The sequence below is a fragment of the Bradyrhizobium sp. CCGUVB4N genome, from assembly GCF_024199945.1.
Lineage (GTDB): Bacteria > Pseudomonadota > Alphaproteobacteria > Rhizobiales > Xanthobacteraceae > Bradyrhizobium.
Genome location: NZ_JANADP010000001.1, coordinates 2,673,530 through 2,698,479 on the forward strand (window position 1 = coordinate 2,673,530; position 24,950 = coordinate 2,698,479).

Genomic DNA, 24,950 nt, shown 5'->3' on the forward strand with positions numbered 1-24,950 from the left:
CAAAGTGGTGTAAGGCGCGCGATTTCCCATTCCTCTCGCAGGTTGTGTGCAAGCTATGGCCAAAGCCGCCTCGAAGCCTAATAAAACTGCAGCGAAATCAAAGCCCTCGTCCAAGGCGAAGGCTGCGCCGGCGGCCCGCAAGGCGCTTCCCAAGAGCGCCGTGAAGAGCGCCCCGAAGCCGGTCGCCAAGGCCGCTGCCAAGCCTGCCGCGAAACCTGCGGCCAAGCCGGCCGCGAAGGCTGCGACCAAGCAGGCCACGCCGAAGGTTGCCGCCAAGGTCGCTGCGAAGGCTGCGCCCGCCAAGGCGGCTCCGGCCGCGATCAAGGCCGGCAAGTGGGTCTACACGTTCGGCGACGGCAAGGCCGAGGGCCGCACGGAGATGCGCGACCTCCTCGGCGGCAAGGGCGCCAACCTCGCCGAGATGGCCAATCTCGGCCTGCCGGTGCCTCCGGGCTTCACCATCCCGACCTCGGTCTGCACCTATTTCTACGCCCACGACAAATCCTATCCGAAGGAATTGCAGTCGCAGGTTGAGAAGGCGCTGGACCATGTCGGCAAGTTGACCGGCAAGGTGTTCGGCGACACCAAGAACCCGCTGCTCGTCTCCGTGCGCTCCGGCGCGCGCGCCTCGATGCCGGGCATGATGGACACCGTGCTCAATCTCGGCCTCAACGACGAGACCGTGGAAGCGCTGTCGGAGCTCTCGGGCGACCGTCGCTTCGCCTATGACAGCTATCGCCGCTTCATCACCATGTATTCCGACGTGGTGCTCGGCTTCGAGCATCATCACTTCGAGGAAATCCTCGACACGTTCAAGGACAGCCAGGGCTACACGCTCGACACCGACCTCACCGCCGAGGACTGGGTCGGTCTGGTCGGCAAGTACAAGGACGCGGTCGCGCGCGAGACCGGCAAGGACTTCCCGCAGGATCCGCATGACCAGCTCTGGGGTGCGGTCGGCGCGGTGTTTTCATCCTGGATGAATGCGCGCGCGGTGACCTACCGCAAGCTGCACGACATTCCGGAATCCTGGGGCACCGCGGTCAACGTGCAGGCCATGGTGTTCGGTAACATGGGCGAGACCTCGGCGACCGGCGTTGCGTTCACCCGCAACCCCTCGACCGGCGAGAGCAAGCTCTACGGCGAGTTCCTGATCAACGCGCAGGGCGAGGATGTGGTGGCGGGCATCCGCACGCCGCAGGACATCACCGAAGAAGCGCGCAAGGAATCGGGCTCCGACAAGGCGTCGATGGAAGCGGCGATGCCGGAGGCCTTCAAGGAGCTGACGCGGATCTACACGCTGCTCGAGAAGCACTACCGCGATATGCAGGACATGGAGTTCACGGTCGAGCAGGGCAAGCTTTGGATGCTGCAGACCCGCGGCGGCAAGCGCACGGCCAAGGCGGCGCTGCGCATCGCGGTCGAACTCGCCAATGAGGGACTGATCACCAAGAAGGAAGCGGTGATGCGGATCGACCCCGCCTCGCTCGATCAGCTGCTGCATCCGACCATCGATCCCAACGCCAAGCGCGACGTGATCGCGACCGGCCTGCCGGCGTCGCCCGGTGCGGCCTCCGGCGAGATCGTGTTCTCCTCGGACGAGGCGGCCAAGCTCCAGGGCGACGGACGCAAGGTCATCCTGGTCCGCATCGAGACCAGCCCCGAAGACATCCACGGCATGCACGCCGCCGAAGGCATCCTGACCACCCGCGGCGGCATGACGTCGCACGCCGCCGTCGTCGCGCGCGGCATGGGCAAGCCCTGCGTCTCCGGCTGCGGCACCATCCGCGTCGATTACGGTCGCGGCACGATGAGCATCGGCTCGCGCACCTTCAAGGCCGGTGATGTCATCACCATCGACGGCTCGCTCGGCCAGGTGCTGGCCGGCCGCATGCCGATGATCGAGCCGGAGCTTTCCGGCGAGTTCGGCACGCTGATGAACTGGGCCGACCAGGTCCGCAAGATCGGCGTCCGCGTCAACGGCGATACGCCGGACGACGCCCGCACCGCAATCAAGTTCGGTGCGGAAGGCATCGGCCTCTGCCGCACCGAGCACATGTTCTTCGAGGAGACGCGCATCCGCACGGTGCGCGAGATGATCCTCTCCGAGGACGAGCAGTCGCGCCGTGCCGCGCTTGCCAAGCTGCTGCCGATGCAGCGCGCCGACTTCGTCGAGCTGTTCGAGATCATGAAGGGCCTGCCCGTCACGATCCGTCTGCTCGACCCGCCGCTGCACGAGTTCCTGCCGCACACCCATGCCGAGGTCGAGGAAGTGGCGCGCGCCATGAACACCGATCCGCGGCGTCTCGCCGATCGCGCGCGCGAGCTGTCGGAGTTCAATCCGATGCTCGGCTTCCGCGGCTGCCGCATCGCGATCGCCTATCCTGAGATCGCCGAGATGCAGGCACGCGCAATCTTCGAGGCTGCGGTCGAAGCCGAGAAGCGCACCGGCAAGGCCGTCGGCCTCGAGGTGATGGTGCCGCTGATCGCGACCAAGGCCGAGCTCGACCTCGTCAAGGCGCGGATCGATGCCACGGCGAAGGCCGTGATGCGCGATACCAATACAAAGCCTGCCTATCAGGTCGGCACCATGATCGAGCTGCCGCGCGCCTGCCTGCTCGCGGAACAGATCGCGGAGAGTGCCGAGTTCTTCTCGTTCGGCACCAACGACCTGACGCAGACGACCTACGGCATCAGCCGCGACGACGCCGCGAGCTTCCTCGGTCCCTACGTGACGAAGGGCATCCTCTCGATCGATCCCTTCATCTCGCTCGACCAGGAAGGCGTCGGCGAGCTCGTCAAGATCGGCGTCGCGCGCGGCCGCAAGGCGCGCCCGAAGCTCAAGATGGGCATCTGCGGCGAGCACGGCGGCGACCCGGCCTCCGTTGCGTTCTGCCACAATGTCGGCCTCGACTACGTCTCATGTTCGCCGTATCGCGTGCCGATCGCGCGGCTTGCTGCCGCTCAGGCAGCGCTCGGCAAGGTCGTCGCGAGTCAGGCGTAAGACGAAGAGACATCCGAGATGCGAAAGAGGCGGGGCCGAACCCCGCCTCTTTTGTTTTGGTCACGCTCTCTCCACCCGTCATTGCGAGCGTAGCGAAGCAATCCAGACCACATACTCACTGTCATCGCCCGGCTTGACCGGGCGATCCAGTACTCCGAGACGGCAGTGATCTAATCGAGAAGCCGCAGCGTACTGGATGCCCCGGTCGAGCCGGGGCATGACAGCGGTTGTTGCCGTAAAAGCAGAACCTCGCGCGTCCCGTAATGATACGCGCCGGCAAGAGTTCCTTCACCATTCGCGTTGACCAGATGTTTACTGTTTCAAGTGAGCCCGCATTTACCAATGCGTAGCATCGCGCCGTGAAAACACCTGACATTGCTTGAGTGTGCTTCATGCGCAACGACGATTAACGCCCCGGCAACCTAAATTAGATACTCACGATAAAGATCGAATTGCACGGACGTACTGCGGCTCGATCCTTCTAGTGTAAGCGTAGCGTGAGCGTATCGATGTTTGTGTTGCGTAACCATCCGAAGGGTGCGCGGTTCGCATCCTTCGGAATCGGTCTCTGCATCTTCGCATTGATGCCGAGAGAGACCGGCTATCAGGACATTGGCTCGTTGCTGGCGCGTCAGCCCGGCGTCGCCGAGCGTTGGCAGAAGCAGGTGTTCTCTGCAGCCTCGTCCATTCAGCTTGCCACCTACAGCTTTTCGCGCCCGATCGGGACTTCAGTGCCGCAGAGCGCGATGGTTCGCCTCGCGAGCCTCGATGGCCGCGACGTCACCGGCACCGTTACGCGCAATCCGGTGCTCCAGGCACCGACGCGTTACCAGGCCTCCGATTTCCCCAAGGTCGATCGCGCGCTGAAGGGCGACCGTCTCGCCACCGTGACGCCCGCGCCCGAGACGGCAGCACCGGCCGCCGCGCCGCCGCAGCAGGATCCCGCGACCTCGAACAGCTCCGTGTTCGGCGCCAAGACCGCTGCGCTGCCGGTGGCGCAACCGCAGGCGATGTCGCCGGAGTCCGCCGCGGCGCTCGATCCCGAGCTTCAGGAGGCGATGCGCGCGCCGCCACTGCCGCAATATGCCAATCCGCCGAAGGCCGACGACAACGCGTTGTCTTTTGCGGCGCAGCCCCTCAATGCGCTCAAGCAGGCGACGGTCGTTGCCCCGCCGCGCGATCCCTTCAGCGTCAAGACCTCGAACCTGTTCTTCGGCAGCTCCTCGCTTGGCGGCAATGTCGAGAGCATCGAGAGCTGGCAGCCTGGTGCCGAGCCGCTGATCGTGATGCCCGACCCCGACATGAAGCTGGCTTCGCTGTCGCCGCCGACCGAGGACCTCGCGGGCATTGCCGAGAGTGGCGAGAGCGTCGCCCCGAAGGGCGAAGTCAACGCCGACAACCAGCGCGCCAAATCGCCGGCCGAGCGGCTGGCACTGGACGAGAAGTCGCGCGCGAAGTCTGAAAAGTGCCTTGCCGAAGCGGTCTATTTCGAGTCTCGCGGCGAGGCCGTGCGTGGCCAGATCGCGGTCGCGCAAGTGGTGATGAACCGCGTGTTCTCCGGCAAATATCCGGACACCGTGTGCGGCGTGGTCTATCAGAACAAGTACCGCCACTTCGCCTGCCAGTTCACCTTCGCCTGCGACAACAATCCCGATGTGATCCGCGAGCCCGAGATGTGGGAGCGCGCCAAGAGGATTTCGAAGGCGATGCTCGACGGTCAGATCTGGCTGCCCGAAGTCGGCAAGTCGACGCACTACCACGCCTATTGGGTGCGTCCGTCCTGGGTCGCCGAGATGAAGAAGATGTACAAGACCGGCGTGCACACCTTCTATCGGCCGCGCAATTGGGGCGACGGCAGCGAAGAGCCGAGCTGGGGCACGCCGGCGCAGACCGCCGCACTCTCGGCCGAGCTCGTGCAGGAAGCCAAGAGCTCCGCCGAGATGGGCGTGGTCGAGCGGCGCTAGGCATTCGGAAGAAGATCGTCATGCCCGGGCTTGTCCCGGGCATCCACGTTCTTCGTGCCGCGTGGCAAGGCGTGGATGGCCGGGACGAGCCCGGCCATGCCGGAGAGACTACCTCACATCTCGATATCCAGCGCGCAATCGAAATTCGGCGCCGAATGCGTCAGCGCACCGGATGAGGCGTAGTCGACGCCGGTCGCCGCGATTGCCGCGATCGAGTCCAATGTGACGCCGCCCGATGCTTCCAGCGCGACCCGGCCCTCGCTGATCCGCACCGCCTCGCGCAGCGTCGCGATGTCCATGTTGTCGAGCAGCACCGCCTCGGCGAGGCCGGTGTTGAGGACCTCGCGGAGCTGCGCGAGCGTATCCACCTCGATCTCGATCTTGACGAGATGGCCGACATGCGCGCGGGCACGCTCCAGCACGGGGCGGATGCCGCCGGCGACGGCGATGTGGTTGTCCTTGATCAGGATCGCATCGTCGAGGCCGAAGCGGTGGTTGAAGCCGCCACCGCACCGCACCGCGTATTTCTCCAGCGCGCGCAACCCCGGCGTGGTCTTTCGCGTGCAGCAGATCCGCATCCTTGTGCCTTCGGTGCGCGCGACATAGTCCGCGGTCAGCGTGGCCACGCCCGAGAGACGGCCGACGAAATTCAGCGCGGTCCGTTCCGCGGTGAGAATGGCGCGGGCCGGGCCGGAGATCGTCAGCACGGGTTGCCCGCGGGCGATGCGTGCGGCGTCGCGGACATGCGCGCGCACCTCCAGGTCGGACGAGAGCTTTTGCAGGGTCGCCAGCGCGAGCGGCAGGCCGGCGATGACGCCGGATTGCCGCGCGACGAGGATGGCCTGCGCCTTGGTCGCTTCCGGGATCGTCGCGAGCGAGGTGACGTCGCCGGCGCGGCCGAGGTCCTCGTCGAGCGCGCGATGTACGGCCTCGTCGATGGCGAGCGGGGAGAGGAAGGCGTCGGGATAGAGCAGCGAATTCGGGGTGATCATGAGAGGCTCCGTCAGGCGATCATGGATTGCGCGATGCGCGGCGTTGAATGCGCGGTGAGGCTGTCCGCGATCTCGCGCACAGCAGTGAGCGTGGTCATCGTCCTCTGCGCCAGTGCGGGCACCTCCGCAGGATGGTCGGAGCGGAAATGCGCGCCGCGGCTCTCGTGACGGCTCCAGGCCGAGGCCGCTATGAGCAGGGCCGCCGTCGCCATGTTGCGGACAGCGATGCTCGTGACCTTGCGCTCGAGCGCAGCAAAGTCGCGTACGGCGTCCGCAAGTCCGTCGCGCTCGCGGATCACGCCGACATTCGCGCTCATCATCGCGCGCAGCCGCTTCACGGCAGCAGCATCCGGCGCCGCGCCGCGCGGCGTCACCAGCGCCTCGGGCAGGCGGGCAGGTGAGGGGATCGCGTGGCCGGCGATATCGTCGGCGATGCGTGCAGCATAAACCACGGCCTCGAGCAGCGAATTCGAGGCAAGTCGATTGGCGCCATGCGCACCGGTGGACGATACTTCTCCGCCGGCCCAGAGCCCGTCGATCGAGCTGCGGCCGCGCGCGTCCACCGCGATGCCGCCCATGTGATAGTGCACGGCCGGCGCGATCGGGATCGGTTGCGTCGCCGGATCGATGCCGGCCGCGATGCAGCTTGCATGCACGGTCGGGAATTTTTCGGCGAAGCGCGCACCCAGCGCTCGGCGTGCATCGAGAAACGCGCCGCGTCCCGCCGCGACCTCGGCGAACACACCGCGGGCCACGATGTCGCGCGGCGCCAGTTCGGCGAGCGGATGCTGCGCCGCCATGAAGCGCTCGCCCTGGCCGTTGATCAGCGAGGCGCCCTCACCGCGCAGCGCCTCGGTCGCAAGCGGCGCAGGATCGCGGCCGACCATGATCGCGGTCGGATGGAACTGGACGAACTCCGGATCGGCGATCACGGCGCCGGCGCGCGCGGCAATCGCAAGACCCGATCCGTTGGCCTCAGTCGGATTGGTGGTGACGGCATAGAGATGGCCGATGCCCCCGGTCGCCAACACCACCGCGCGCGAGGCGATCATCACGGGCTTGGCGGCAAAATTTCCGGCCTCGCGCAACTGAAGTCCGGTGACGGCGCCGTCCTCGGTAAGCAGTGCTTCGGCGACTAAGCCTTCGATCAGGCGGATCGACGGCGTTCGCCGCACGGCTTCGCTCAGCGCCGCGATGATCGCGGCGCCCGCGCCGTCGCCGCGGACGTGGACGATCCGCCGCGCCGAATGCGCGGCTTCGCGTCCGACTGCGAGCCGGCCTTCGAGATCGCGGTCGAACGGCACACCATAGGCGAGCAGATCGTGAATGCGCGGTGCGGCCTCGCGCGCGATGCCGAGCGCGACCGCTTCGTCGACGATGCCGCCGCCGACCGCAATCGTATCCGCCGCATGCGCTTCGGGACTGTCGCCCTCGGCGACGGCGGCCGCGATGCCACCCTGCGCCCATGCGGATGATGCCCCCTGTCCGAGCGGCGCCGCCGAGATCAGCGTCACCGGCCGCGGTGCGAGTTTGAGCGCGCAGAACAGACCGGCGAGACCGCCGCCGACGATGACGACGTCGTCGGTGGAGCGGGTGAGATTGTGGATGTTGTCTGTAGTCATGATCTTCTCCAAGCTCTCCACCGTCGTCCCGGCGAAGGCCGGGACCCATACTCCGCAGCTGTAGTTATTTTGCTGAGGTGTTTGACGTCGTTCTTCGTCAAACATCTCCCTGTGGTTATGGGTCCCGGCCTTCGCCGGGACGACAGCTGTGTGTGTTGCTAGTTCTTCAGATTGATCATCCGCTCGACCGAGCGCCGCGCGCGCTCCGCCAGCGCCGGATCGATTGTGACTTCCTCGCCGAGGGTCAGCAGGCTCTCCAGGATGTTGGACAGCGTGATGCGCTTCATGTGCGGGCAGAGATTGCAGGGCCGCAGCATTTCCACATCGGGCAACTCGGCGCGGACATTGTCGGCCATCGAGCATTCCGTGATCATCACCAGCCGCTTCGGACGCCGCTCGCGCACCCAATTGATCATGTGCGCGGTCGATCCGGTGAAATCGGCCTCTGCCAAAACGTCAGGCGGACATTCGGGATGCGCGATGATCTGCACGGAGGGATCGGCGTCGCGGAAGGCGCGCAGTTCGTCGCCCGTAAAGCGCTCATGCACCTCGCAGGCACCCTTCCAGGCGATGATTTTGACGTCGGTCTTCGAGGCGACGTAGGTCGCGAGATAGCGGTCGGGCAGGAAGATCACGCTTGGCGCATTCAGGCTTTCCACCACCTGCACCGCGTTCGACGAGGTACAGCAGATGTCGACCTCGGCCTTCACCTCAGCCGACGTGTTGACGTAGGCGACCACGGGCACGCCGGGAAATTTTTCGCGGAGCAGGCGAACGTCGGCGCCGGTGATGCTGGCGGCGAGCGAGCAGCCGGCGCGGGAGTCCGGGATCAGCACCGTCTTGTCCGGATTGAGCAGTTTCGACGTCTCGGCCATGAAGTGCACGCCGCATTGCACGATGACATCGGCCTTCACCTTGGTGGCCTCGACGGCGAGCTGAAGCGAATCGCCGCCGATGTCGGCGACGCCATGAAAGATCTCCGGCGCCTGGTAATTGTGGGCGAGGATCACCGCGTTGCGCGCGCGCTTCAGTTCATTGATCGCGTGAATCGTCGGCGCCATCAGCGGCCATTCGATCGGCGGGATCACATGCTTGACGCGCTCGTAGATCGGCGCGGTGGCGCGTTCGATCTCGCTCGTCCATTCCAGCGAGGGCCGCGGCAGCGCGGGGCCGGTTCGCGCCGGCGCCGGCGGGGCGGAGTTGGCCTGGCCCTGTGGCCGAGTGGCAAGATCGTCGGGGCCGTAAATTCCAGTGATCGGCATCGAAGCCTCCCGTGCGAGTTATATATGCTCAACATGAGTATATATTGAGCCTGAGAAATCCGGCCGAGACGGCCGGTGGGTTTCGTCAGGTGCACATATACTCAATCTGAGTAAATCGAAGATAACACGGCATCTATGCCGCCGCTAGGTCCCCTCGCACACATTCCCGTCAAGTCGTCCTCCTGCCGCCAGACGGCGCCGCAATGAAACGCAATGCTCCCGCGGCAGCCCCTCGTGGAACGCAATCATTTTCGGCTTGGGATTTTCATGCAGTTGCATTAAACGGCTGACATGCGGCTGTCGATTTGCAGATCCGCCCAGGGCCGAGAAGGAGACACCATGTCGATACAAGCGGGCGAACTCGGTCCGGCCTCTCGTTCATCCAACTGGCGCACGCCGGCCGTCATCATCATCTGCGGCTGCGCGATCGGCATGCTGGGTTTCGGCCCGCGCTCGGCGCTTGGCTTCTTCGTGCAGCCGATGAGCCACGAATTCGCATGGGGCCGTGACGTGTTCGGCCTCGCCATCGCCTTCCAGAATTTGCTGTGGGGATTGGGCCAGCCATTCGCGGGCGCGATTGCCGATCGCTTCGGCCTGTACCGCGTGATGTGCGTCGGTGCGCTGCTCTATGCCGGCGGCCTGCTGCTGATGCGCTATTCGTCGACACCATTGTCGCTCAATATCGGCGCCGGCGTGATGGTCGGCTTCGGTCTCGCCGGCTGCTCGTTCAATCTCGTGCTGTCGGCGTTCACGAAGCTGCTGCCTGCCGAGAAGCGCGGCCTCGCGCTCGGTGCCGGCACCGCGGCGGGCTCGCTCGGCCAGTTCCTGTTCGCGCCCATTGGTGTCGCGCTGATCGACAATTTCGGCTGGCAGCAGGCGCTCACCGTGTTCGGCTTCCTGATGCTGCTGATCATCCCGCTGGCGCTGGCGATCTCGACGCCGCCGGTCGCAAGCACGGCCAATGCGGCACCTGCGGATGAGCAGACCATCACCAAGGCGCTCGCCGAAGCCTTCGGCCATCGCTCCTACGTGCTGCTGGTGCTCGGCTTCTTCACCTGCGGTTTCCAGCTCGCCTTCATCACCGTGCATCTGCCGGCCTTCCTGGTCGACCGCGGCATCTCGACGCAAACCGGCGGCTGGGTGATCGCGGCGATCGGCCTGTTCAACATCATGGGCTCGCTCAGCGTCGGCTATCTCCAGAACAGCTTGCCGAAGCGCTACATCCTCTCGACGATCTATATTACCCGTGCGCTCGCGACGCTCGCCTTCATCTCGTTCCCGATCACGCCGTTCTCGGCGATCGCGTTCGGTGCGGTCTCCGGCCTGACCTGGCTGTCGACGGTGCCGCCGACCTCGGCGCTGGTGGCCCTGATGTTCGGCACGCGCTGGCTTGCCACGCTCTATGGCTTTGCCTTCGTCAGCCATCAGGTCGGCGGCTTCCTAGGCGTCTGGTTAGGGGGCATCGTGTTCGAGAAGTTCGGTTCCTATACGCCGATCTGGTGGCTCTCGATCCTGTTCGGCGTGCTCTCGGCTCTGATCAATCTTCCGATCGTGGAGAAGCCGGTCGCACGAGCGGTTGCGCAGCCTGCCTGATCGGCTAAACATCCCGGTCAAACAAGTCAGGGAGTTCAGCCGTGGCCACATTCAAGGCGATCAGGATCGACAAGGCCGACAAGGGCACCACCGCCGCGCTCACCCAGTTCGACGAAGCCGAGCTGATGGATGGCGACGTCACCGTCCGCGTCGAATGGTCGACGCTGAACTACAAGGACGGCCTCGCGCTCACTGGCAAGGCTCCAGTGGTGCGCCGCTTCCCGATGATCGCCGGCATCGACTTCGCCGGCACGGTCGAAGCTTCATCGCATCCCGCGTGGAAGGCGGGCGACAAGGTCGTCTGCACCGGCTGGGGCATGGGCGAGACCCATCTCGGCGCCTATGCCGAGAAGGCGCGCGTCAAGGGCGACTGGCTGGTCGCTCTGCCGCAGGGCCTGTCGGCGCGCGATGCCATGGCGATCGGCACCGCCGGCTTCACCGCGATGCTCTCCGTGCTCGCGCTGGAAAAGCACGGCGTCTCGCCCAAGAGCGGCCCGGTGGTGGTCACGGGTGCTGCCGGCGGCGTCGGCTCGGTCGCGACCGCCGTGCTGTCCAAGCTCGGCTACCACGTCATCGCCTCGACTGGTCGCGCCTCGGAGGCCGACTACCTCAAGAGCCTCGGCGCTGCCGAGGTGATCGACCGCAACGAATTGTCGGCGCCGGCAAAGCCCCTGGCCAAGGAGCGCTGGGCGGGTGGCGTCGATAGTGTCGGCTCGACCACGCTCGCCAATCTGCTGTCGATGACGAAATATGGTGGTGCCATCGCCGCCTGCGGTCTCGCCGCCGGCATGGACCTGCCGTCTTCTGTCGCACCCTTCATTTTGCGCGGGGTGTGCCTTCTCGGCATCGATTCCGTGATGTGCCCGATCGAGCCGCGAAAAGCCGCCTGGCAGCGGCTGGCGTCCGACCTGGATCGGTCGAAACTATCTGAAATTACTACGGAAATTTCGCTCGCCGAAGTTCCGGAATGGGGCGCGAAAATCCTCGCCGGCCAGGTCCGCGGCCGCATCGTGGTAAAAATTGTCTAACGGCGTTCAGACTTTACCAACCAAGCTGCTTCAATGTCGCCATGGTTAGTATGGTAAGCAGCGGGTAAAGAGACAAGGCATCGCCCGCTGCGGGGGTTTGGTTCGGAGTTGAGCATGCTTGCGCGTATTGTGTTGGGGGCTGTCACGGCAGTCGTGACGTTTGCGCCGGCCATCGCCCTGGCCGGCAGTATGAATGCGGATGAGGCACGCCGCTTCGTGGCCGGCAAGGTATTCGCCTTCACCTGTTTCGACGGCACCCGCGGTGCGGGCCGCATCCTCGACGATCTCGGCGCCGCCGGCGCGGTGCAGTTCTCGGGCTCAGGCCCCGTGAAACATCTCCGCCTGCCCGGCAACACGCTCCAGATCCGTGGCCAGAATGTTTGCGCCTCGATCAAGGGCATTCCGTTCGAGCCTTGTTTCAACCTCGAAAAGACCGACGACCGCAGCTTCCGCGGCTCGGTCTCGGGCATGGGCTTTGCCTATTGCGACTTCCACCACCAGGGCGGCAACCAGATGCTGATGGCGCGCGCCGTTGCACGGCCGCGCTCGCTGCGTGCGCCGGAACAGACCGGTTCGGTCAACACATCAAGCACCGAGGTCGCCGCGCGCGTCGAGACTCCGCGGGTCGAGAGCGGCCGGATCGAGCCGGTGAAGTCGGAAGTGAAGTCCGAGCCCAAATCCGAGCCGAAGAACGAAGGTCCGCTCGAGCTGCGTCGCTCGACCGAGTGACATCCGGCGCAAAACTGCGCGCGCGATTTACCCGCCTTTGACGAATGCATCGCACGCGAAACCGCGGGCGCCGTAATCATACGGCTCGCGGTTTTTATGCCTTGGTAGCGACTGGCGCCCCAGCCTTGCGTAACGGCCGGGGGGCGGCCCTCAACAAGGGTTCAAAAGAATGTCGCTGTATTTCTTCCGCATCAGCTCCGGTCGCTATTCCGGCGCCGCCGATCAGCCGTACGAGTTCGAGGATCGCGATGCCGCCTGGGAAGAGATGACCGAGGTCTGCTCCAATCTGCTCGGCAGCATCGTGCGCAATCTGAAGCCGAACGCGACGTGGAGCATGGAGCTGCTCGACGAGAACAAGGAGCCGGTGTTCCGGATCAGCCTCGCGGGCGAGGCCATGTGCTGCGAACCGCAGGGCGGACGTTAACGAGGATGGCACCTGCAAATCCGCGAGGCGGCGATCCCCTGCACGTGAAAGCTGCGCAAGTCCGTGAGCTTGAGCAGTGTTTCCAGTATTTCTACCCACGCGCGAGCGCCCGCGCTTAACGTTAATGAGCAACCTGCCGGTTAGCCTTCCCGGGCTGTTTACGCGCTTCGGCGCGGCCATGTGTACCCCTGGGAATATTGCAATGACGTTCATTCAAAACCTGCGGATTGGCACCAAGCTCGCCATCACCTCGGCGTTGACCATCGGCCTCGTCGCGTTGCAGATCTATCTGCAGATGAGTGGAGACGCCGAGGTCCAGAAGCTCAACGTTGGCGCGACGGGGCAGCAGGCGATTGCGCAGAATGCCGCTGAGGCGAAGGCCTCGGTGCGCGGGATGCAGATCGGCATCCGTGATATCATGATGTCGTCCTCGCCGGCGGAGATGCAAAAGGCGGCCACCTATTTCAACGACCGGCAGGCGGCGGCTGAGAAATTCACCGGCGAAATGGCCAAGCTCTCGCGCTCGCCGGAGAATCGCAAACGCATCGATCGCCTCGCTGTGCTGATCGGCGACTTTCTGAAAGGCGAGCGGCAGATCGAGGCGATCCGCAAGCAGGAGCTCGCGCTCGACGGCAAGAGGGACGGCGAAGCGTCGGCGCAACTTGCGAAGCTGGTGGCCGAGGTCGATCGGGTCCGCAAGGAGACCCTGGCGCCGATCAACGAAGAGATATCGGCACTGACAGACCAGATCACGGCATTCGCCAAGCAGAGGGCTATCGAGACCCGCGCGGAAGCAGAAACGGAAGCCGCCTCCGTCGCGCGGACGTCCTTCATCACGGGCGTGCTGGTCGCGCTGCTCCTGATCGGTGCCTGCATCTTCTCGGTCTTCAGCATCGCACGTCCGATGCGCGCGCTGACGGTCGCGATGGAAAAGCTCGCCGGCGGCGACTTCTCGGTGGTGCTGCCGGGACTCGGCCGCAAGGACGAGGTTGGCGAGGTCGCCGGCGCGGTCGAGAAATTCAAGATCGTGTCGGAGCAGAAGGCGCACCAGGAAGCGGAAGCCAAGATGCGCCAGGATCAAATCGCGGCCGAGCAGCGCAAGCTGGAGATGCGCAGGCTCGCCGACAGTTTCGAAGGCGCCGTCGGCGAGATTGTCGGCACGGTATCGTCGGCTTCGACCGAGCTCGAAGCCTCCGCCACGACGCTGACCTCGACTGCGGAGCGCACGCAACAGCTCACCACCGTCGTCGCAGCAGCCTCGGAGGAAGCCTCCACCAATGTGCAGTCGGTGGCATCGGCGACCGAGGAACTATCGTCCTCGATCACCGAGATCAGCCGTCAGGTGCAGGAATCCGCGCGGGTGGCGAGCGAGGCCGTCGGCCAGGCCCGCAATACGACCGAGCGCGTCAGCGAACTGTCGCGGGCGGCGACGCGTATCGGCGACGTCGTCGAGTTGATCAACACCATCGCAGGCCAGACCAACCTCCTGGCGCTCAACGCTACGATCGAGGCGGCGCGCGCCGGCGAAGCCGGCCGCGGCTTTGCCGTGGTCGCTTCCGAAGTCAAGGCGCTCGCCGAGCAGACGGCAAAGGCGACCGGCGAGATCGGCCAGCAGATCTCCGGCATCCAGACCGCAACGCAGGAATCCGTTGGTGCCATCAAGGACATCAGCGACACCATCGAAAAGCTGTCCGAGATCTCCTCGACCATCGCAGCCGCCGTGGAAGAGCAGGGCGCGGCGACACAGGAGATTTCCCGCAACGTGCAGCAGGCCGCGCACGGCACGCATCAGGTTTCAGCCAACATCACCGACGTGCAGCGTGGCGCGAGCGAGACCGGATCTGCGTCCTCGCAGGTGCTGTCCGCCGCGCAGATGCTGTCCACCGACAGCGACCGCCTGAAGCTGGAAGTGGGCAAATTCCTGGAGACGGTGCGGGCGGCCTGATCAAACCCCGGCGGGAGTTCTGCGTCCTGCGCAACTCTCGCGCAGTGATTGGCGCATTCATCGCGACCGAACCCCCGTGTTTCTACGGCGAACACGGTTAAGGGAACCGGAAAGAATTTGCGTGAAGGTCATGGAAATTCAGCCGCTTGCGCGGTGATCTCCGCGAAGGATTCAAGTCATGCATTTTCTCGGCCGCTTCCGCATCCTGAGCAAGATCCTCGGGATCGTCGTCCTGCTGTGCGGGATCGGCGCGGCGATTGCCTGGATCGGTGTCTCTGCCCTCAGCGATCTCAGCGAAAAGGCCGACGTGATGTCGACCTCCGCACGGCGGTCCTTGCTCGCGGCCCGCGCCAACCAGAACGTCATCGCGCTGAATCGCGCGGAATTCCGTAGTGCGCTCGACCCCCGTGATGACAACCGGCTCGCCGCGCGCGAGGTGATCAACGCTCAGCTCAAGCAGTATCAGGAGCGCTTCGACGAGGTCAGCCAGACCCCGGACGAGAAAGCCAAGGCGCTGCTCCCGGGCGTGCGCGACGCCTTCTCGGCCTACAAGACCCAGATGGATGCAACGCTTGCGGCAGTCGAAGCAGAGAAAGCATCGAAGCTGAGCGAGAGCGCCGACAAGCTGCGCGACGCGGCCCTCAAGAGCAGGACCGCCGCTGAAAATCTCCAGGGCAAGGTCCGTGAGCTCGCCGATCGCCTCAACGCCCGCGTCGAGGAGAAGAGCAAGGAGGCGCGCGAGCAGTACGAATCGACGTCGCGTTTCCTGATCGTCCTCGCAGGCCTCGGTGTCGTCATCGGCGGCGTATTGGGCTTCGTCATCGGCCAGTACGGCATCGCCAAGCCGATCCGCATGATCGTCGGCGTGCTGCAGGACCTCGCCAGCGGCAAGTATGAGGTTCAGATCGTCGGCCTCGATCGCAAGGACGAGGTTGGAGAAGTTGCCAAGACGGCGGAAGTATTCCGCGACAACGGCCTCGCCAAGATCCGCATGGAAGCCGAGCAGAAGGAGGCGGAGAGCCGCGCAGCAGCGCAGCGTCGTCAGGACATGCTGCAGCTGGCCGACCAGTTCGAGAGCGCGGTCGGCGAGGTGATCGAGACCGTGAGCTCGGCTTCGACCGAGCTGGAGGCGTCCGCGACGACGCTGACGTCGACCGCCGAGCATGCGCAGCAGCTCGCGACCGTGGTGGCCTCGGCCTCCGAGGAAGCTTCCACCAACGTGCAGTCGGTCGCGTCCGCGACCGAGGAGCTGTCGTCCTCGATCACCGAGATCAGCCGCCAGGTTCAGGAGTCGGCGCGCGTGGCGAGCGAGGCGGTCGGTCAGGCCCGCACCACGACCGATCGCGTCGGCGAGCTGTCCAAGGCGGCAACGCGCATCGGCGACGTCGTCGAGCTGATCAACACCATCGCCGGCCAGACCAATCTGCTGGCGCTCAATGCCACGATCGAAGCGGCGCGCGCCGGCGAAGCCGGCCGCGGCTTTGCCGTGGTCGCGTCCGAGGTCAAGGCCCTGGCCGAGCAGACCGCGAAGGCGACAGGCGAAATCGGCCAGCAGATTTCCGGCATCCAGGCCGCCACCCAGGAATCGGTCGGCGCCATCAAGGACATCAGCGACACCATCGAACGCCTCTCGGAGATATCCTCGGCGATTGCGGCCGCGGTGGAAGAGCAGGGCGCGGCGACGCAGGAGATTTCCCGCAACGTCGCGCAAGCCTCGCAGGGCACCCAGCAGGTGTCGTCCAACATCACCGAGGTGCAACGCGGGGCCAGCGAGACCGGATCGGCCTCCTCGCAGGTGCTGTCGGCGGCACAGTCGCTATCTGGCGACAGCAACCGCCTCAAGGTCGAGGTCGGGAAGTTTCTCGGCACCGTTCGCGCGGCCTGACGCGCCCCCCAATGGACACGAGTTACAAACGCCGCGCGATCGCGCGGCGTTTGCGCACGCACATGTTGCGCCGCCGCGACGAATGAGATGCAGGGTTAACCTTCCGGAAAAGCGACGCAGGCATGATCCCCGCAATATTCCGGGTGCTGAGTCGCCCGTCTGTATTGCGTCTTGAGCGTTTTGGAGCACCTTCATGAGCGGTCTTTCCATCCGCCTGACCCACAAGGTCATGGCGATCGGACTCTTCGGCCTCGTCGGACTGGTCGCCTTCGGCGCGATCTACGAGATCGGCAGCCTCTCCCAGGACGCCTCCCGCGACGTCGCCAACCGCGCCCGTGCGATCGCCGACCTCAACAAGCAGATCTCGATCGAGATGCTGGAGGCCCGCCGCAACGAGAAGAATTTTCAGCAGCGCCGCAACGAGAGCTATGCCAAGGCGCATGCCGAACTGATCGGCCCGATCAACCGCGATTTCGACGAGGTCGAACGGCTGATGTCGGCAGGCGGCATGGGGGCCCTGTCCGACAGGACCAGGCAGGCCCAGGAGGGCTTCAGGCGCTACACCGCGGATTTCAATGCTCTGGTCGCTGCCGAAACCAGGCTCGGGCTGAACGAGACGCTCGGCCTGTCCGGCTCGCTCCGCGCCGCGGTGCATGACATCGAGGCGAAGCTGAAGGAGGTCGACGATCCCAGGTCGACGAGCTGGATGCTGATGATGCGCCGGCACGAGAAGGATTTCATGCTGCGGCGCGACCCAAAATACATTGCCGAAGTAAAGAAGGCCGCGGTTGAATTCTCCAAGGCGATCGAGGTCGTCGCCGTTCCCACGGCGGCGATGAACGACATCACGGCCAAGCTCCAGAAGTACCTGGCCGAGTTCGCGGCCTGGGCCGAGACCGCACAACAGAGTGCGGCCCTGGATGCCAGCATGATGAAGACCTTCCGCGAGCTTGAGCCGGGGATGGCCGAGGTGCGGACCACGGTCGATGCCATGTACAGGCAGGCCGATGCCGCCGAGGCCGCGACCCGCGACGCCGTCCGGTTCTGGATGATGATCGCCTTCGGCATCACGGTCGTCGTTCTTGCCGCGGTCGGCTTCCTGCTCGGGCGCTCGATCTCGCAGGCGTTGTCCGGCATGGTCGATGCGATGACGCGGCTTGCGCGCGGCGAGCTCTCGATTGCGGTACCCGGCATCGGACGCAAGGACGAGATCGGCGAGATGGCCGGTGCGGTCGAGGTGTTCCGAACCAACATGACGGAGGCCGACCGGCTGCGCGCCGAGCAGGCGGAAGCCGACACGCGACGGCGTGCGCAGCGCAAGGCGGACATGAAGCGGCTCGCCGATGATTTCGAAGGCGCGGTCGGCGAGATCATCGAGACCGTCTCATCGGCGGCAACCGAGCTCGAAGCCTCTTCCAATACACTGACGCGCGCGGCCGAGCGCTCCAACGGGCTCGCCACTTCGGTGGCGTCGGCCTCGGAGGAAGCATCCGCGAATGTGCAGTCGGTATCGTCCGCGAGCGAGGAGATGACGTCGTCGATCTCCGAGATCAGCCGTCAGGTGCAGGAATCGGCACGCGTCGCCGACGTCGCTGTCGAGCAGGCGCAGCGCACCAATGCGCGCGTCGGTGAGCTGACCAAGGCGGCGGGGCGCATTGGCGATGTCGTCGAATTGATCAACACCATCGCCGGCCAGACCAATCTGCTGGCGCTCAACGCCACGATCGAGGCTGCGCGCGCCGGTGAGGCGGGCCGGGGGTTCGCCGTGGTGGCGAGCGAGGTGAAGGCGCTGGCTGAGCAGACCGCGAAAGCAACCGGCGAGATCGGCCAGCACATCGGCGCGATCCAGAACGCGACGGAGGACTCGGTCAGCGCGATCAGGGAGATCGGCGACACCATCGCGCGGATGTCGGAAATCTCCTCGACTATCGCCGCCGCCGTCGAGGAGCAGGGCGCCGCCACGCAGGAAATCTCCCGCAACATTCAGCATGCCGCGCAGGGCACCACCAACGTGTCGGCCAATATCGGCGAGGTCCAGCGCGGTGCGGGCGAGACCGGAGCTGCGTCCGCCCAGGTGCATTCGGCGGCGCAATCGCTGTCGCAGGAGAGCAACCGGTTGAAGAGCGAAGTCGCGCGCTTCCTCGATTCCGTGCGCGCGGCATGATGGTGAAGGTCGCCATGGACCGATGCAGCGTCGAATTGGTGTGCTGGTGTGGCGCTGCGGGATATTGGCGCGATCGCAACAAATAGTTGCAGCCGGGTTAAGTATCGAGAATCGGCAAAACCGTAGTTCTCCTAGGCTCTTGTTAACGCCTGTTTGCAACTATGGGCGCAATCTTACCGGATAAGAACCAGCCAGCATTATTGGAATGACCACCGCCCACCGTCCGCCGCGACGGTCGCGGCGCGGGTGATTTGTGCGTTCAGCTATCATCGGGATTTGTCGTGATGTCGAAGTTGTCGATCGTCTTCAAGCTTCTGACCGTGTTGTCGGTCCTCGTGCTCTCGCTCGCGGGCGTCGGCGTCGTGGCGATCGGCACCATGCAGAGCATCAACTCCCACACCGTCGAGATCGCGCAGAGCTGGCTGCCGAGCGTTCGCGCGCTCGGCTCGATCCGTGCCGATGTCAACGAACTCCGCGTCGCGCTCCGCCTCCACCTGATGCAGGACACGGCCGAGGGCAAGGAGGCGGCCGAGAAGCGCCTCGCCTCGCTGCGCGAACGCATCGAGCAGACCCGTAAGACCTACGAGCCGCTGATCACGTCCGCCGAGGAGCGCTCCATCTACGGGCAATGGACGACGGCCTGGGGCGAATATCTCAATGGCGTGCAGGAAGTCATGGCGCTGTCGCGCAAGAGCCCAGGCAAGTTCCCGGCCGACGCCAACGAGCTGCTGCAGACCAAGGTCGCAAAGATGGCCCAGGCGGCCGATCCGCTGCTGACGAAGGACATCGAGCTCAACAATCGCGGGGCCGAACTGGAGACCCAGCAGGCGGCTGACAGCTACGCCACGATCTTCCGCGTGCTGGTCGGCATCATCATCGCCTCGGTCGCGATCGCGATCGGCGCTGCCTATTATCTCGTGCGCGACGTGTCGCGCGGCATTGCCTCGATCATCAAGCCGATGCAGTCGCTCGGCGAGGGCGACCTCTCGGCCGACGTGCCGCATCGCGGCGAGAAGACCGAAATCGGCTCGATGGCGGATGCGCTCCAGATCTTCAAGGAAGCGCTGATCGCCAAGAAGGCCGCCGACGAGGCGGCCGCGCGCGATGCCGAAGCCAAGATCGAACGCGGCCGCCGCGTCGATGCCATCACCCGCAAGTTCGAGGCCATGATCGGCGAAGTCGTCGGCACCGTCTCCTCGGCCTCGACCGAGCTCGAGGCATCCGCAACGACGTTGACCAACACCGCCCAGCGCGGTCAGGAGCTCTCGACCGCGGTCGCAGCCGCCTCCGAGGAAGCTTCGACCAACGTGCAGTCGGTCGCCTCGGCCTCGGAAGAGCTGTCGTCCTCCGTCACCGAGATCAGCCGCCGCGTGCAGGATTCGGCGCGCATGGCCGCGGAAGCGGTCGACCAGGCGGCGCGGACCAATGCGCGCGTCAACGAGCTGTCGCAAGCAGCCTCCCGTATCGGCGACGTCGTCGAGCTCATCAACACCATCGCGGGCCAGACCAATCTGCTGGCGCTGAACGCCACCATCGAGGCGGCGCGCGCCGGCGAGGCCGGCCGCGGCTTCGCCGTCGTCGCCTCCGAGGTCAAGGCGCTGGCCGAGCAGACCGCGAAGGCGACCGGCGAGATCGGCGCACAGGTCGCAGGCATCCAGGCCGCGACGCAGGAATCGGTCAACGCGATCCAGGAGATCGGCGGCACCATCGAGCGGCTGTCGGAAGTGTCGTCCGCGATCGCCGCCGCCGTCGAGGAGCAGGGCGCCGCCACGCAGGAGATCTCGCGCAACGTGCAGCAGGCCTCGCTCGGCACGCAGGAAGTCTCGATGAACATCACCGACGTGCAGCGCGGTGCGATCGAGACCGGCTCGGCCTCGACGCAAGTGCTCTCGGCGGCGAAGTCGCTGGCGACCGACAGCACCCGCCTCAAGGTCGAGGTCGCGCAGTTCCTGGAATCGGTCCGCGCGGCCTGATCCTCAACTGCCTGTCTGCGGAGCCGGCGGCGGGACCTGCCGCCGGAACAGGATGCGCTGGTAGAGCCAGCCGATCGCCACCAGCACGACGCCGAGGCACATGAACGACAGCGCGCGGTAGACGCCGGTCAGCGTCGACATGTCGATCACGAAGGCCTTCAGGATCGTCAGCGCGATGACGGCGGCCGACGCCAGCCGCGCCCGCTCGGAGTTGAGCGCTATGCCGATGCCGAGCAGCACGACGCCGAAGGCGAGCCAGCCGATCGAATAGGTGTATTGCTCCGCCCCCGTGGTCTCGCCGGTGGTAAGGAATGGGCCATGATAGAAGCGGCGGATCTCCAGCGTCAGGTACGACAGCGCAAACACCAGCGCCGCGCCCGCAATCGTATTCGCATAGATCTTGCCGCGTGCACCGACCACCGCATAGGCGAGCAGCAGCATCAGCACCGCCGGCAGCGCGTAGCAGAGCAGCAGCAAATTGAACACGGCGCCGCCGACATCGATGTGCCAGATCAGCGGGTTTTCCAGGAACAGCAGGCCGAACACGCTGATGAAGCCGGCGATCGCGGTGAGCAGAAGCGCGCCGATATTGTGCACGATGCTGTGGCTGCGCAGCCGCAATCGTTCCAGCCCGATCGCCATCGCCAGTGACACGCAGACCTGGAGGCCTGCTTCGAGCAGTGACGGCGCTGCGATCATGTCGCCGCCGGTTGCGAGATGGCGGACCTCCATGAAGGCGAGCAGCGCGGTGAACAGGATCGCGGCCGCTTCCACCATGCGCAGCGGCGCGTCGTCAGCGCGTCGGCGGAGGAATCTGCTCGCCGCCCAGAACGAGGCCGCGGGCAGGCCGTAGCCCCACAGCAGCCAGTTGAAGATCGGCGTGGTACCGACGGCATCGCCGACGATGCGGGGATCATAGAGGATGCGCGCGGTGACGATGCTGGCGAAGACGGCGGCGAGCCAGCGTAGGAACGGAATCGGCCGCTGCAGCGCGATCCAGGCGGTGCCGAGCGACATCAGCGCCAGCGCGATGGTGAGCCAGCCCTTCTCCAGCGCGAAGGTCAGCGCCAGCGCCAGCGCGCCGAGCGTGCCGGTCGCAAACAGCGCCGTCGAGATCGCGACGCCCGGTCGGGTCTCGCGGCGGGTCAGCGTTTCCGTCGCGAACCCAAAGGCCGCGGCGAGCAGCACCGCGAGGATCGCGAACGGGATCGAGCGGTCGAGATGAGCGATGCGGGCGTAGAGCGCGACCAGGATCGCGATCGGCGTGGCGACACCCGCCGCCGACCACACCACGGGAATGATCGCCGAATTCGAACGCCCTTGCGCCAGGAAGCCCGCAATGCCGAAGCCGGCGGCGAAGATCGCGGCCATCATCAGATGCAGCGTCACCGCGCTGTCGGTGGCCGTCGGCGTGATGCCGGGCATCGGGCCGCCCGGCAGCACCAGCATGTCGGGATTGGCGCGCACGGCCCATTCGGCGAACACGATGAACACGGTCGCAGCCGCAGCGCCCAGCGCACCGGCCGCGGCCTCCGCGCGCCAGGCGACGAACAGCGTCGCCGCAACAAGCAGTGTATAGGCAATCAGCGCGAGATCGGCATGCGCGCTCGACAGCACGATCAGCATCGCGCCGAACAGATAGGCGCCGAGTGCGCTCGACGACACCGGCTCGATCTGTCCGTCCTCGATGGTCGGGCCGAACATGAAGCCGCAGACGACGAGCAGCGCGGCCAGCACGAAGCCCGCGATCACATGGAAGGCATGCGGCGCAACCTGCAATTCACTGGTATCGAGTCCCGGGAAGACCCAGAGCACGGCGAAGACGATCGTCGTCACGGCGAGCCAGCGCCACAGCCGGATGCGGGCGAGGCCAAAGCTCGCGGCAGTGACGATGGCGAGATAGATGTACAGCGCCCAATAGTCCGGCTTGCCGCTCGAGACGAGCACCGGCGTCGCGAACGCGCCGACCACGCCGAGGCCGGCGAGTGCCGGCCCGTGCAGCAGCGCGGCTGCGAGCGTGCCGAGCGCGACGAGGCCGAGCAGCACGAAGGCCGTGGCAGGCACCAGGAAATCATAGAGTGCGTAGGCGGCGTAGACGGTTGCGAACGCGACCGCGGTCCCGGCCGCGGTGAGGATCGCGGGGATGTTGGCGATCGGCAGTGCCGCGATGGTGGAGATGCTCTCCTTGCGTCGCGTCCATTCCCCGGCGCACAGCAGCGCGAGCGCGAACAGGCCGCCGAGGAAGATGCGCACGCCGGGGCCAACCAGGCCGGCCTCGATCGAATAGCGCACCATGAAGAAGCCGCCGAGCGCGAGCGCAAGGCCGCCGATCCACACCACCCAGCGCGTACCGAGTCGTTCCTCGAAGCCCGGTTCTCTGGAAGCAGGAGCCGGCGTGGGCAGAGGCGGCGGCGCATCGGCCGCGGTGCTGGCTTCGGGCGGGGGCGGTGAGACGTCCTCGGTCACGAGAGGCGGCGGCGACACCTCAGCTTCGGCTTCGGGCGCAAGCGGCGGCGGCTCTGCCGCGCTCGTCGTGGGCGCGACAGCCTGCTCCTGGACCGGCATCAATGGCGGGGGCTGGACCTGTCGCTGCGCCTGCAGCGCGGCCTCCAGCGAGCCCAGCCGCCGGCGCAGCTCGGTCACCTGGTTCGACGCCTTCAGCGCGATCAGGAACGCGACGATCGCAAACATCACTGCAAAGACGTCGAAGGGGGCGTCGAACATGAAGTCTCCTGGCAATCGGCGGGCAGGGGCCGATCGTATCTTGAGTCTTAGTCTTTGAGCATGGTCTTGCCGGAAAACCGCTTCGCGCCTTTCCGGATCATGCTCTAGCGCCGGGAGCGTACGCGCAAGCCCGGCGCGGGTCGCTCCTGGAGCACGTCACGGCGGAAGCGATAGAGCGCCGCCGGTCTCCCGCCCGTCTGTGTCGACATCACGCCGGTCGGTTCGACCAGGGCTTCGGTTTCGACCAGACGGCGGAAATTCTGCTTGTGCAAATGGCGGCCGGAGATCGCCTCGACCGTGTACTGCAACTCAGTGAGTGTGAACTCGGCGGGCAAAAGTTCAAACACTACAGGGCGATACTTCAACTTTGCGCGCAGCCGCGCGATTCCCGTGGCGAGGATCCGACGGTGGTCGAACCGCATGGAGGTGCCGAGCGCGGGCAGCGCCTTGCGCGCCAATGCCGCAGGCCGGCCGTCGCGCCGCGCCTCCTCGACGAGGCCGGCCTCGTACAGAAGTTCATAGCGGTCGAGCACGCGCTCCTCGTCCCAGGCCGCACCGTCGAGGCCGAAATAGAACCGCACGCGATCTCTCCGCGGCAATGCGCGTGTGGTCTCCGGCGTCTCCTCCTCGGCCCATCTGTTGAGCTCCGGGATGATGTCGCGGGCGATGATCGCGGGCGGCGCCTCGCGCCAATCTTCCCAGGGGAAGAAGCGGTACCAGGGCTCGAAGCTCGCCGCATTCGCGGCGCCCTCGGCGGCGCGCGTCAGCGCCAGATAGCCGATCGACACCATATGCGCGCCGGTGTCGGCGGCCTCCGCATGACGGCCGCGGTCGCCAAAGGTGTAGAGCTGCTCGACATAGCCGAGCCGCAAGCCTGCCTGCTCGTCGACCCAGGCGCGCAGGCCGATCTCGAAGGTGCGATGGCTCGGCGCATCGAACGGGCCGAACGGCAATCCGGTCAAGCCGTCGCCGCCGCGCGCGGTCAGCACCTGCGGCTCGTGGTCTTCGATCGCGACGATCGCGGCCGTCAGGCCAATCTCGATCGGCGTCAGCTTTTCGCTCATGCAATCACGATCGCTGATGTCATTCGAGCTCGATCACGAAGGGGCGGCCCTCGACCATCATCTCGCCCGGACCCATCTCGTCGAGCGCGCGCAGCATGCGGCCGTTGCGCCCCAGCGCGCGATCGGCGAGACCGACGATACGGCGGTTCGGCGAGGCGATCGGGGACGCCGCGCGGATCTTCTTCGCGATCTCGATTTCGTCGCGATCGGGATTGAGCGCGCAGACGGCAGCGAATGCGCTCGCCGTGGAACGGCTGATGCCGGCATAGCAATGCACCACCAGCGGCGCGCCGCGGTCCCAGCCGCGCACGAAATTCAGCACCTGGTCGATATGCGCCTCGGAGGGCGCGACAAAGCCATCCATCTCCTCGGTGATGTCGTCCATCGACACCTTGAGATGATTGGCAGGGAGCACCGACACCGGCCGCACCACCTGCTCGACATTGGCCATCACGGTCAGCACATGGCTGGCCCCGGTGCGGCGGACGGTTTCGGGAAGGGCGGCGAGCGAACAGACGTGGATCATGACGGACCTTTTCCACCGATTATAGCCGGTGCCGTAGGGTGGGCAAAGCGA

16 protein-coding genes are annotated in these 24,950 nt (G+C 65.8%); 10 read left to right on the plus strand and 6 right to left on the minus strand.

Annotated features, from left to right (window positions below; all coding sequences use genetic code 11):
- Window positions 1-55: 55 nt before the first annotated feature.
- The gene (gene ppdK, locus NLM31_RS12025; protein WP_254192324.1) at window positions 56-3,004 is read left to right on the plus strand and encodes a pyruvate, phosphate dikinase; all 2,949 of its coding nucleotides are present in this window, start codon (window positions 56-58) and stop codon (window positions 3,002-3,004) included.
- Between the two features lie 509 nt (window positions 3,005-3,513).
- Window positions 3,514-4,968 carry a cell wall hydrolase gene (locus tag NLM31_RS12030; protein ID WP_254192325.1) on the plus strand — a complete coding sequence of 485 codons (1,455 nt, stop codon included), beginning with the start codon at window positions 3,514-3,516 and terminating at the stop codon, window positions 4,966-4,968.
- 113 nt (window positions 4,969-5,081) lie between these two features.
- Here NLM31_RS12030 and nadC read toward each other — a convergent pair whose 3' ends face one another.
- The 3 genes from nadC to nadA all read right to left on the minus strand — a co-directional run bounded on the left by nadC (window position 5,082) and on the right by nadA (window position 8,844).
- Entirely contained in the window at window positions 5,082-5,960 is an 879-nt protein-coding gene (gene nadC, locus NLM31_RS12035; protein WP_254129374.1) for a carboxylating nicotinate-nucleotide diphosphorylase, read from the minus strand.
- Between the two features lie 11 nt (window positions 5,961-5,971).
- A complete protein-coding gene (locus NLM31_RS12040) occupies window positions 5,972-7,582 on the minus strand; it encodes an L-aspartate oxidase (protein ID WP_254192326.1) in 1,611 nt (536 codons plus the stop codon).
- A 158-nt stretch (window positions 7,583-7,740) separates the two neighbouring features.
- Window positions 7,741-8,844 (minus strand): quinolinate synthase NadA, encoded by a 1,104-nt coding sequence (gene nadA, locus NLM31_RS12045; protein ID WP_254192327.1) that lies wholly within the window; start codon window positions 8,842-8,844, stop codon window positions 7,741-7,743.
- Window positions 8,845-9,183: 339 nt separating this feature from the next.
- On the opposite strand from nadA, the gene NLM31_RS12050 reads away from it, so the two are divergent.
- From NLM31_RS12050 to NLM31_RS12085, 8 genes are all read left to right on the plus strand, one after another.
- A complete protein-coding gene (locus NLM31_RS12050; RefSeq protein WP_254192328.1) occupies window positions 9,184-10,437 on the plus strand; it encodes an MFS transporter in 1,254 nt (417 codons plus the stop codon).
- A 41-nt stretch (window positions 10,438-10,478) separates the two neighbouring features.
- Window positions 10,479-11,465: an MDR family oxidoreductase gene (locus tag NLM31_RS12055; RefSeq protein WP_254192329.1), complete on the plus strand. Its 987-nt coding sequence runs from the start codon at window positions 10,479-10,481 to the stop codon at window positions 11,463-11,465.
- Between the two features lie 114 nt (window positions 11,466-11,579).
- Window positions 11,580-12,194, plus strand: a complete 615-nt coding sequence (locus tag NLM31_RS12060; RefSeq protein ID WP_254192330.1) for a hypothetical protein — start codon at window positions 11,580-11,582, stop codon at window positions 12,192-12,194.
- 169 nt (window positions 12,195-12,363) lie between these two features.
- Complete coding sequence (locus NLM31_RS12065) at window positions 12,364-12,618, plus strand: DUF6894 family protein (RefSeq protein WP_254192331.1); 255 nt, start codon at window positions 12,364-12,366, stop codon at window positions 12,616-12,618.
- Between the two features lie 202 nt (window positions 12,619-12,820).
- Window positions 12,821-14,563: a methyl-accepting chemotaxis protein gene (locus tag NLM31_RS12070; RefSeq protein WP_254192332.1), complete on the plus strand. Its 1,743-nt coding sequence runs from the start codon at window positions 12,821-12,823 to the stop codon at window positions 14,561-14,563.
- Between the two features lie 178 nt (window positions 14,564-14,741).
- A complete protein-coding gene (locus tag NLM31_RS12075; RefSeq protein ID WP_254192333.1) occupies window positions 14,742-16,448 on the plus strand; it encodes a methyl-accepting chemotaxis protein in 1,707 nt (568 codons plus the stop codon).
- Between the two features lie 193 nt (window positions 16,449-16,641).
- Entirely contained in the window at window positions 16,642-18,612 is a 1,971-nt protein-coding gene (locus NLM31_RS12080; RefSeq protein ID WP_254192334.1) for a methyl-accepting chemotaxis protein, read from the plus strand.
- 284 nt (window positions 18,613-18,896) lie between these two features.
- A complete protein-coding gene (locus tag NLM31_RS12085; RefSeq protein ID WP_254129384.1) occupies window positions 18,897-20,585 on the plus strand; it encodes a methyl-accepting chemotaxis protein in 1,689 nt (562 codons plus the stop codon).
- 3 nt (window positions 20,586-20,588) lie between these two features.
- Here the strand turns inward: NLM31_RS12085 and NLM31_RS12090 are convergent, their stop codons facing one another.
- The 3 genes from NLM31_RS12090 to NLM31_RS12100 form a co-directional block, all read right to left on the minus strand.
- Complete coding sequence (locus NLM31_RS12090) at window positions 20,589-23,309, minus strand: DUF2339 domain-containing protein (protein ID WP_254192335.1); 2,721 nt, start codon at window positions 23,307-23,309, stop codon at window positions 20,589-20,591.
- 104 nt (window positions 23,310-23,413) lie between these two features.
- Window positions 23,414-24,373: an NAD regulator gene (locus NLM31_RS12095; RefSeq protein WP_254192336.1), complete on the minus strand. Its 960-nt coding sequence runs from the start codon at window positions 24,371-24,373 to the stop codon at window positions 23,414-23,416.
- Between the two features lie 19 nt (window positions 24,374-24,392).
- Entirely contained in the window at window positions 24,393-24,899 is a 507-nt protein-coding gene (locus tag NLM31_RS12100) for a tyrosine phosphatase family protein (protein ID WP_254192337.1), read from the minus strand.
- Between the last annotated feature and the right edge of the window lie 51 nt (window positions 24,900-24,950).

What these genes read in the sequence shown, in the direction of transcription:
- NLM31_RS12080 (WP_254192334.1), top strand. Translation starts at nt 16,642, where the DNA reads ATGAGCGGTCTTTCCATCCGCCTGACCCACAAGGTCATGGCGATCGGA.
- nadA (WP_254192327.1), bottom strand. Translation starts at nt 8,844, where the DNA reads ATGCCGATCACTGGAATTTACGGCCCCGACGATCTTGCCACTCGGCCA.
- NLM31_RS12090 (WP_254192335.1), bottom strand. Translation starts at nt 23,309, where the DNA reads ATGTTCGACGCCCCCTTCGACGTCTTTGCAGTGATGTTTGCGATCGTC.
- NLM31_RS12075 (WP_254192333.1), top strand. Translation starts at nt 14,742, where the DNA reads ATGCATTTTCTCGGCCGCTTCCGCATCCTGAGCAAGATCCTCGGGATC.
- NLM31_RS12085 (WP_254129384.1), top strand. Translation starts at nt 18,897, where the DNA reads ATGTCGAAGTTGTCGATCGTCTTCAAGCTTCTGACCGTGTTGTCGGTC.
- NLM31_RS12040 (WP_254192326.1), bottom strand. Translation starts at nt 7,582, where the DNA reads ATGACTACAGACAACATCCACAATCTCACCCGCTCCACCGACGACGTC.
- NLM31_RS12030 (WP_254192325.1), top strand. Translation starts at nt 3,514, where the DNA reads ATGTTTGTGTTGCGTAACCATCCGAAGGGTGCGCGGTTCGCATCCTTC.
- nadC (WP_254129374.1), bottom strand. Translation starts at nt 5,960, where the DNA reads ATGATCACCCCGAATTCGCTGCTCTATCCCGACGCCTTCCTCTCCCCG.
- NLM31_RS12100 (WP_254192337.1), bottom strand. Translation starts at nt 24,899, where the DNA reads ATGATCCACGTCTGTTCGCTCGCCGCCCTTCCCGAAACCGTCCGCCGC.
- NLM31_RS12050 (WP_254192328.1), top strand. Translation starts at nt 9,184, where the DNA reads ATGTCGATACAAGCGGGCGAACTCGGTCCGGCCTCTCGTTCATCCAAC.
- NLM31_RS12065 (WP_254192331.1), top strand. Translation starts at nt 12,364, where the DNA reads ATGTCGCTGTATTTCTTCCGCATCAGCTCCGGTCGCTATTCCGGCGCC.
- NLM31_RS12095 (WP_254192336.1), bottom strand. Translation starts at nt 24,373, where the DNA reads ATGAGCGAAAAGCTGACGCCGATCGAGATTGGCCTGACGGCCGCGATC.
- NLM31_RS12060 (WP_254192330.1), top strand. Translation starts at nt 11,580, where the DNA reads ATGCTTGCGCGTATTGTGTTGGGGGCTGTCACGGCAGTCGTGACGTTT.
- ppdK (WP_254192324.1), top strand. Translation starts at nt 56, where the DNA reads ATGGCCAAAGCCGCCTCGAAGCCTAATAAAACTGCAGCGAAATCAAAG.
- NLM31_RS12070 (WP_254192332.1), top strand. Translation starts at nt 12,821, where the DNA reads ATGACGTTCATTCAAAACCTGCGGATTGGCACCAAGCTCGCCATCACC.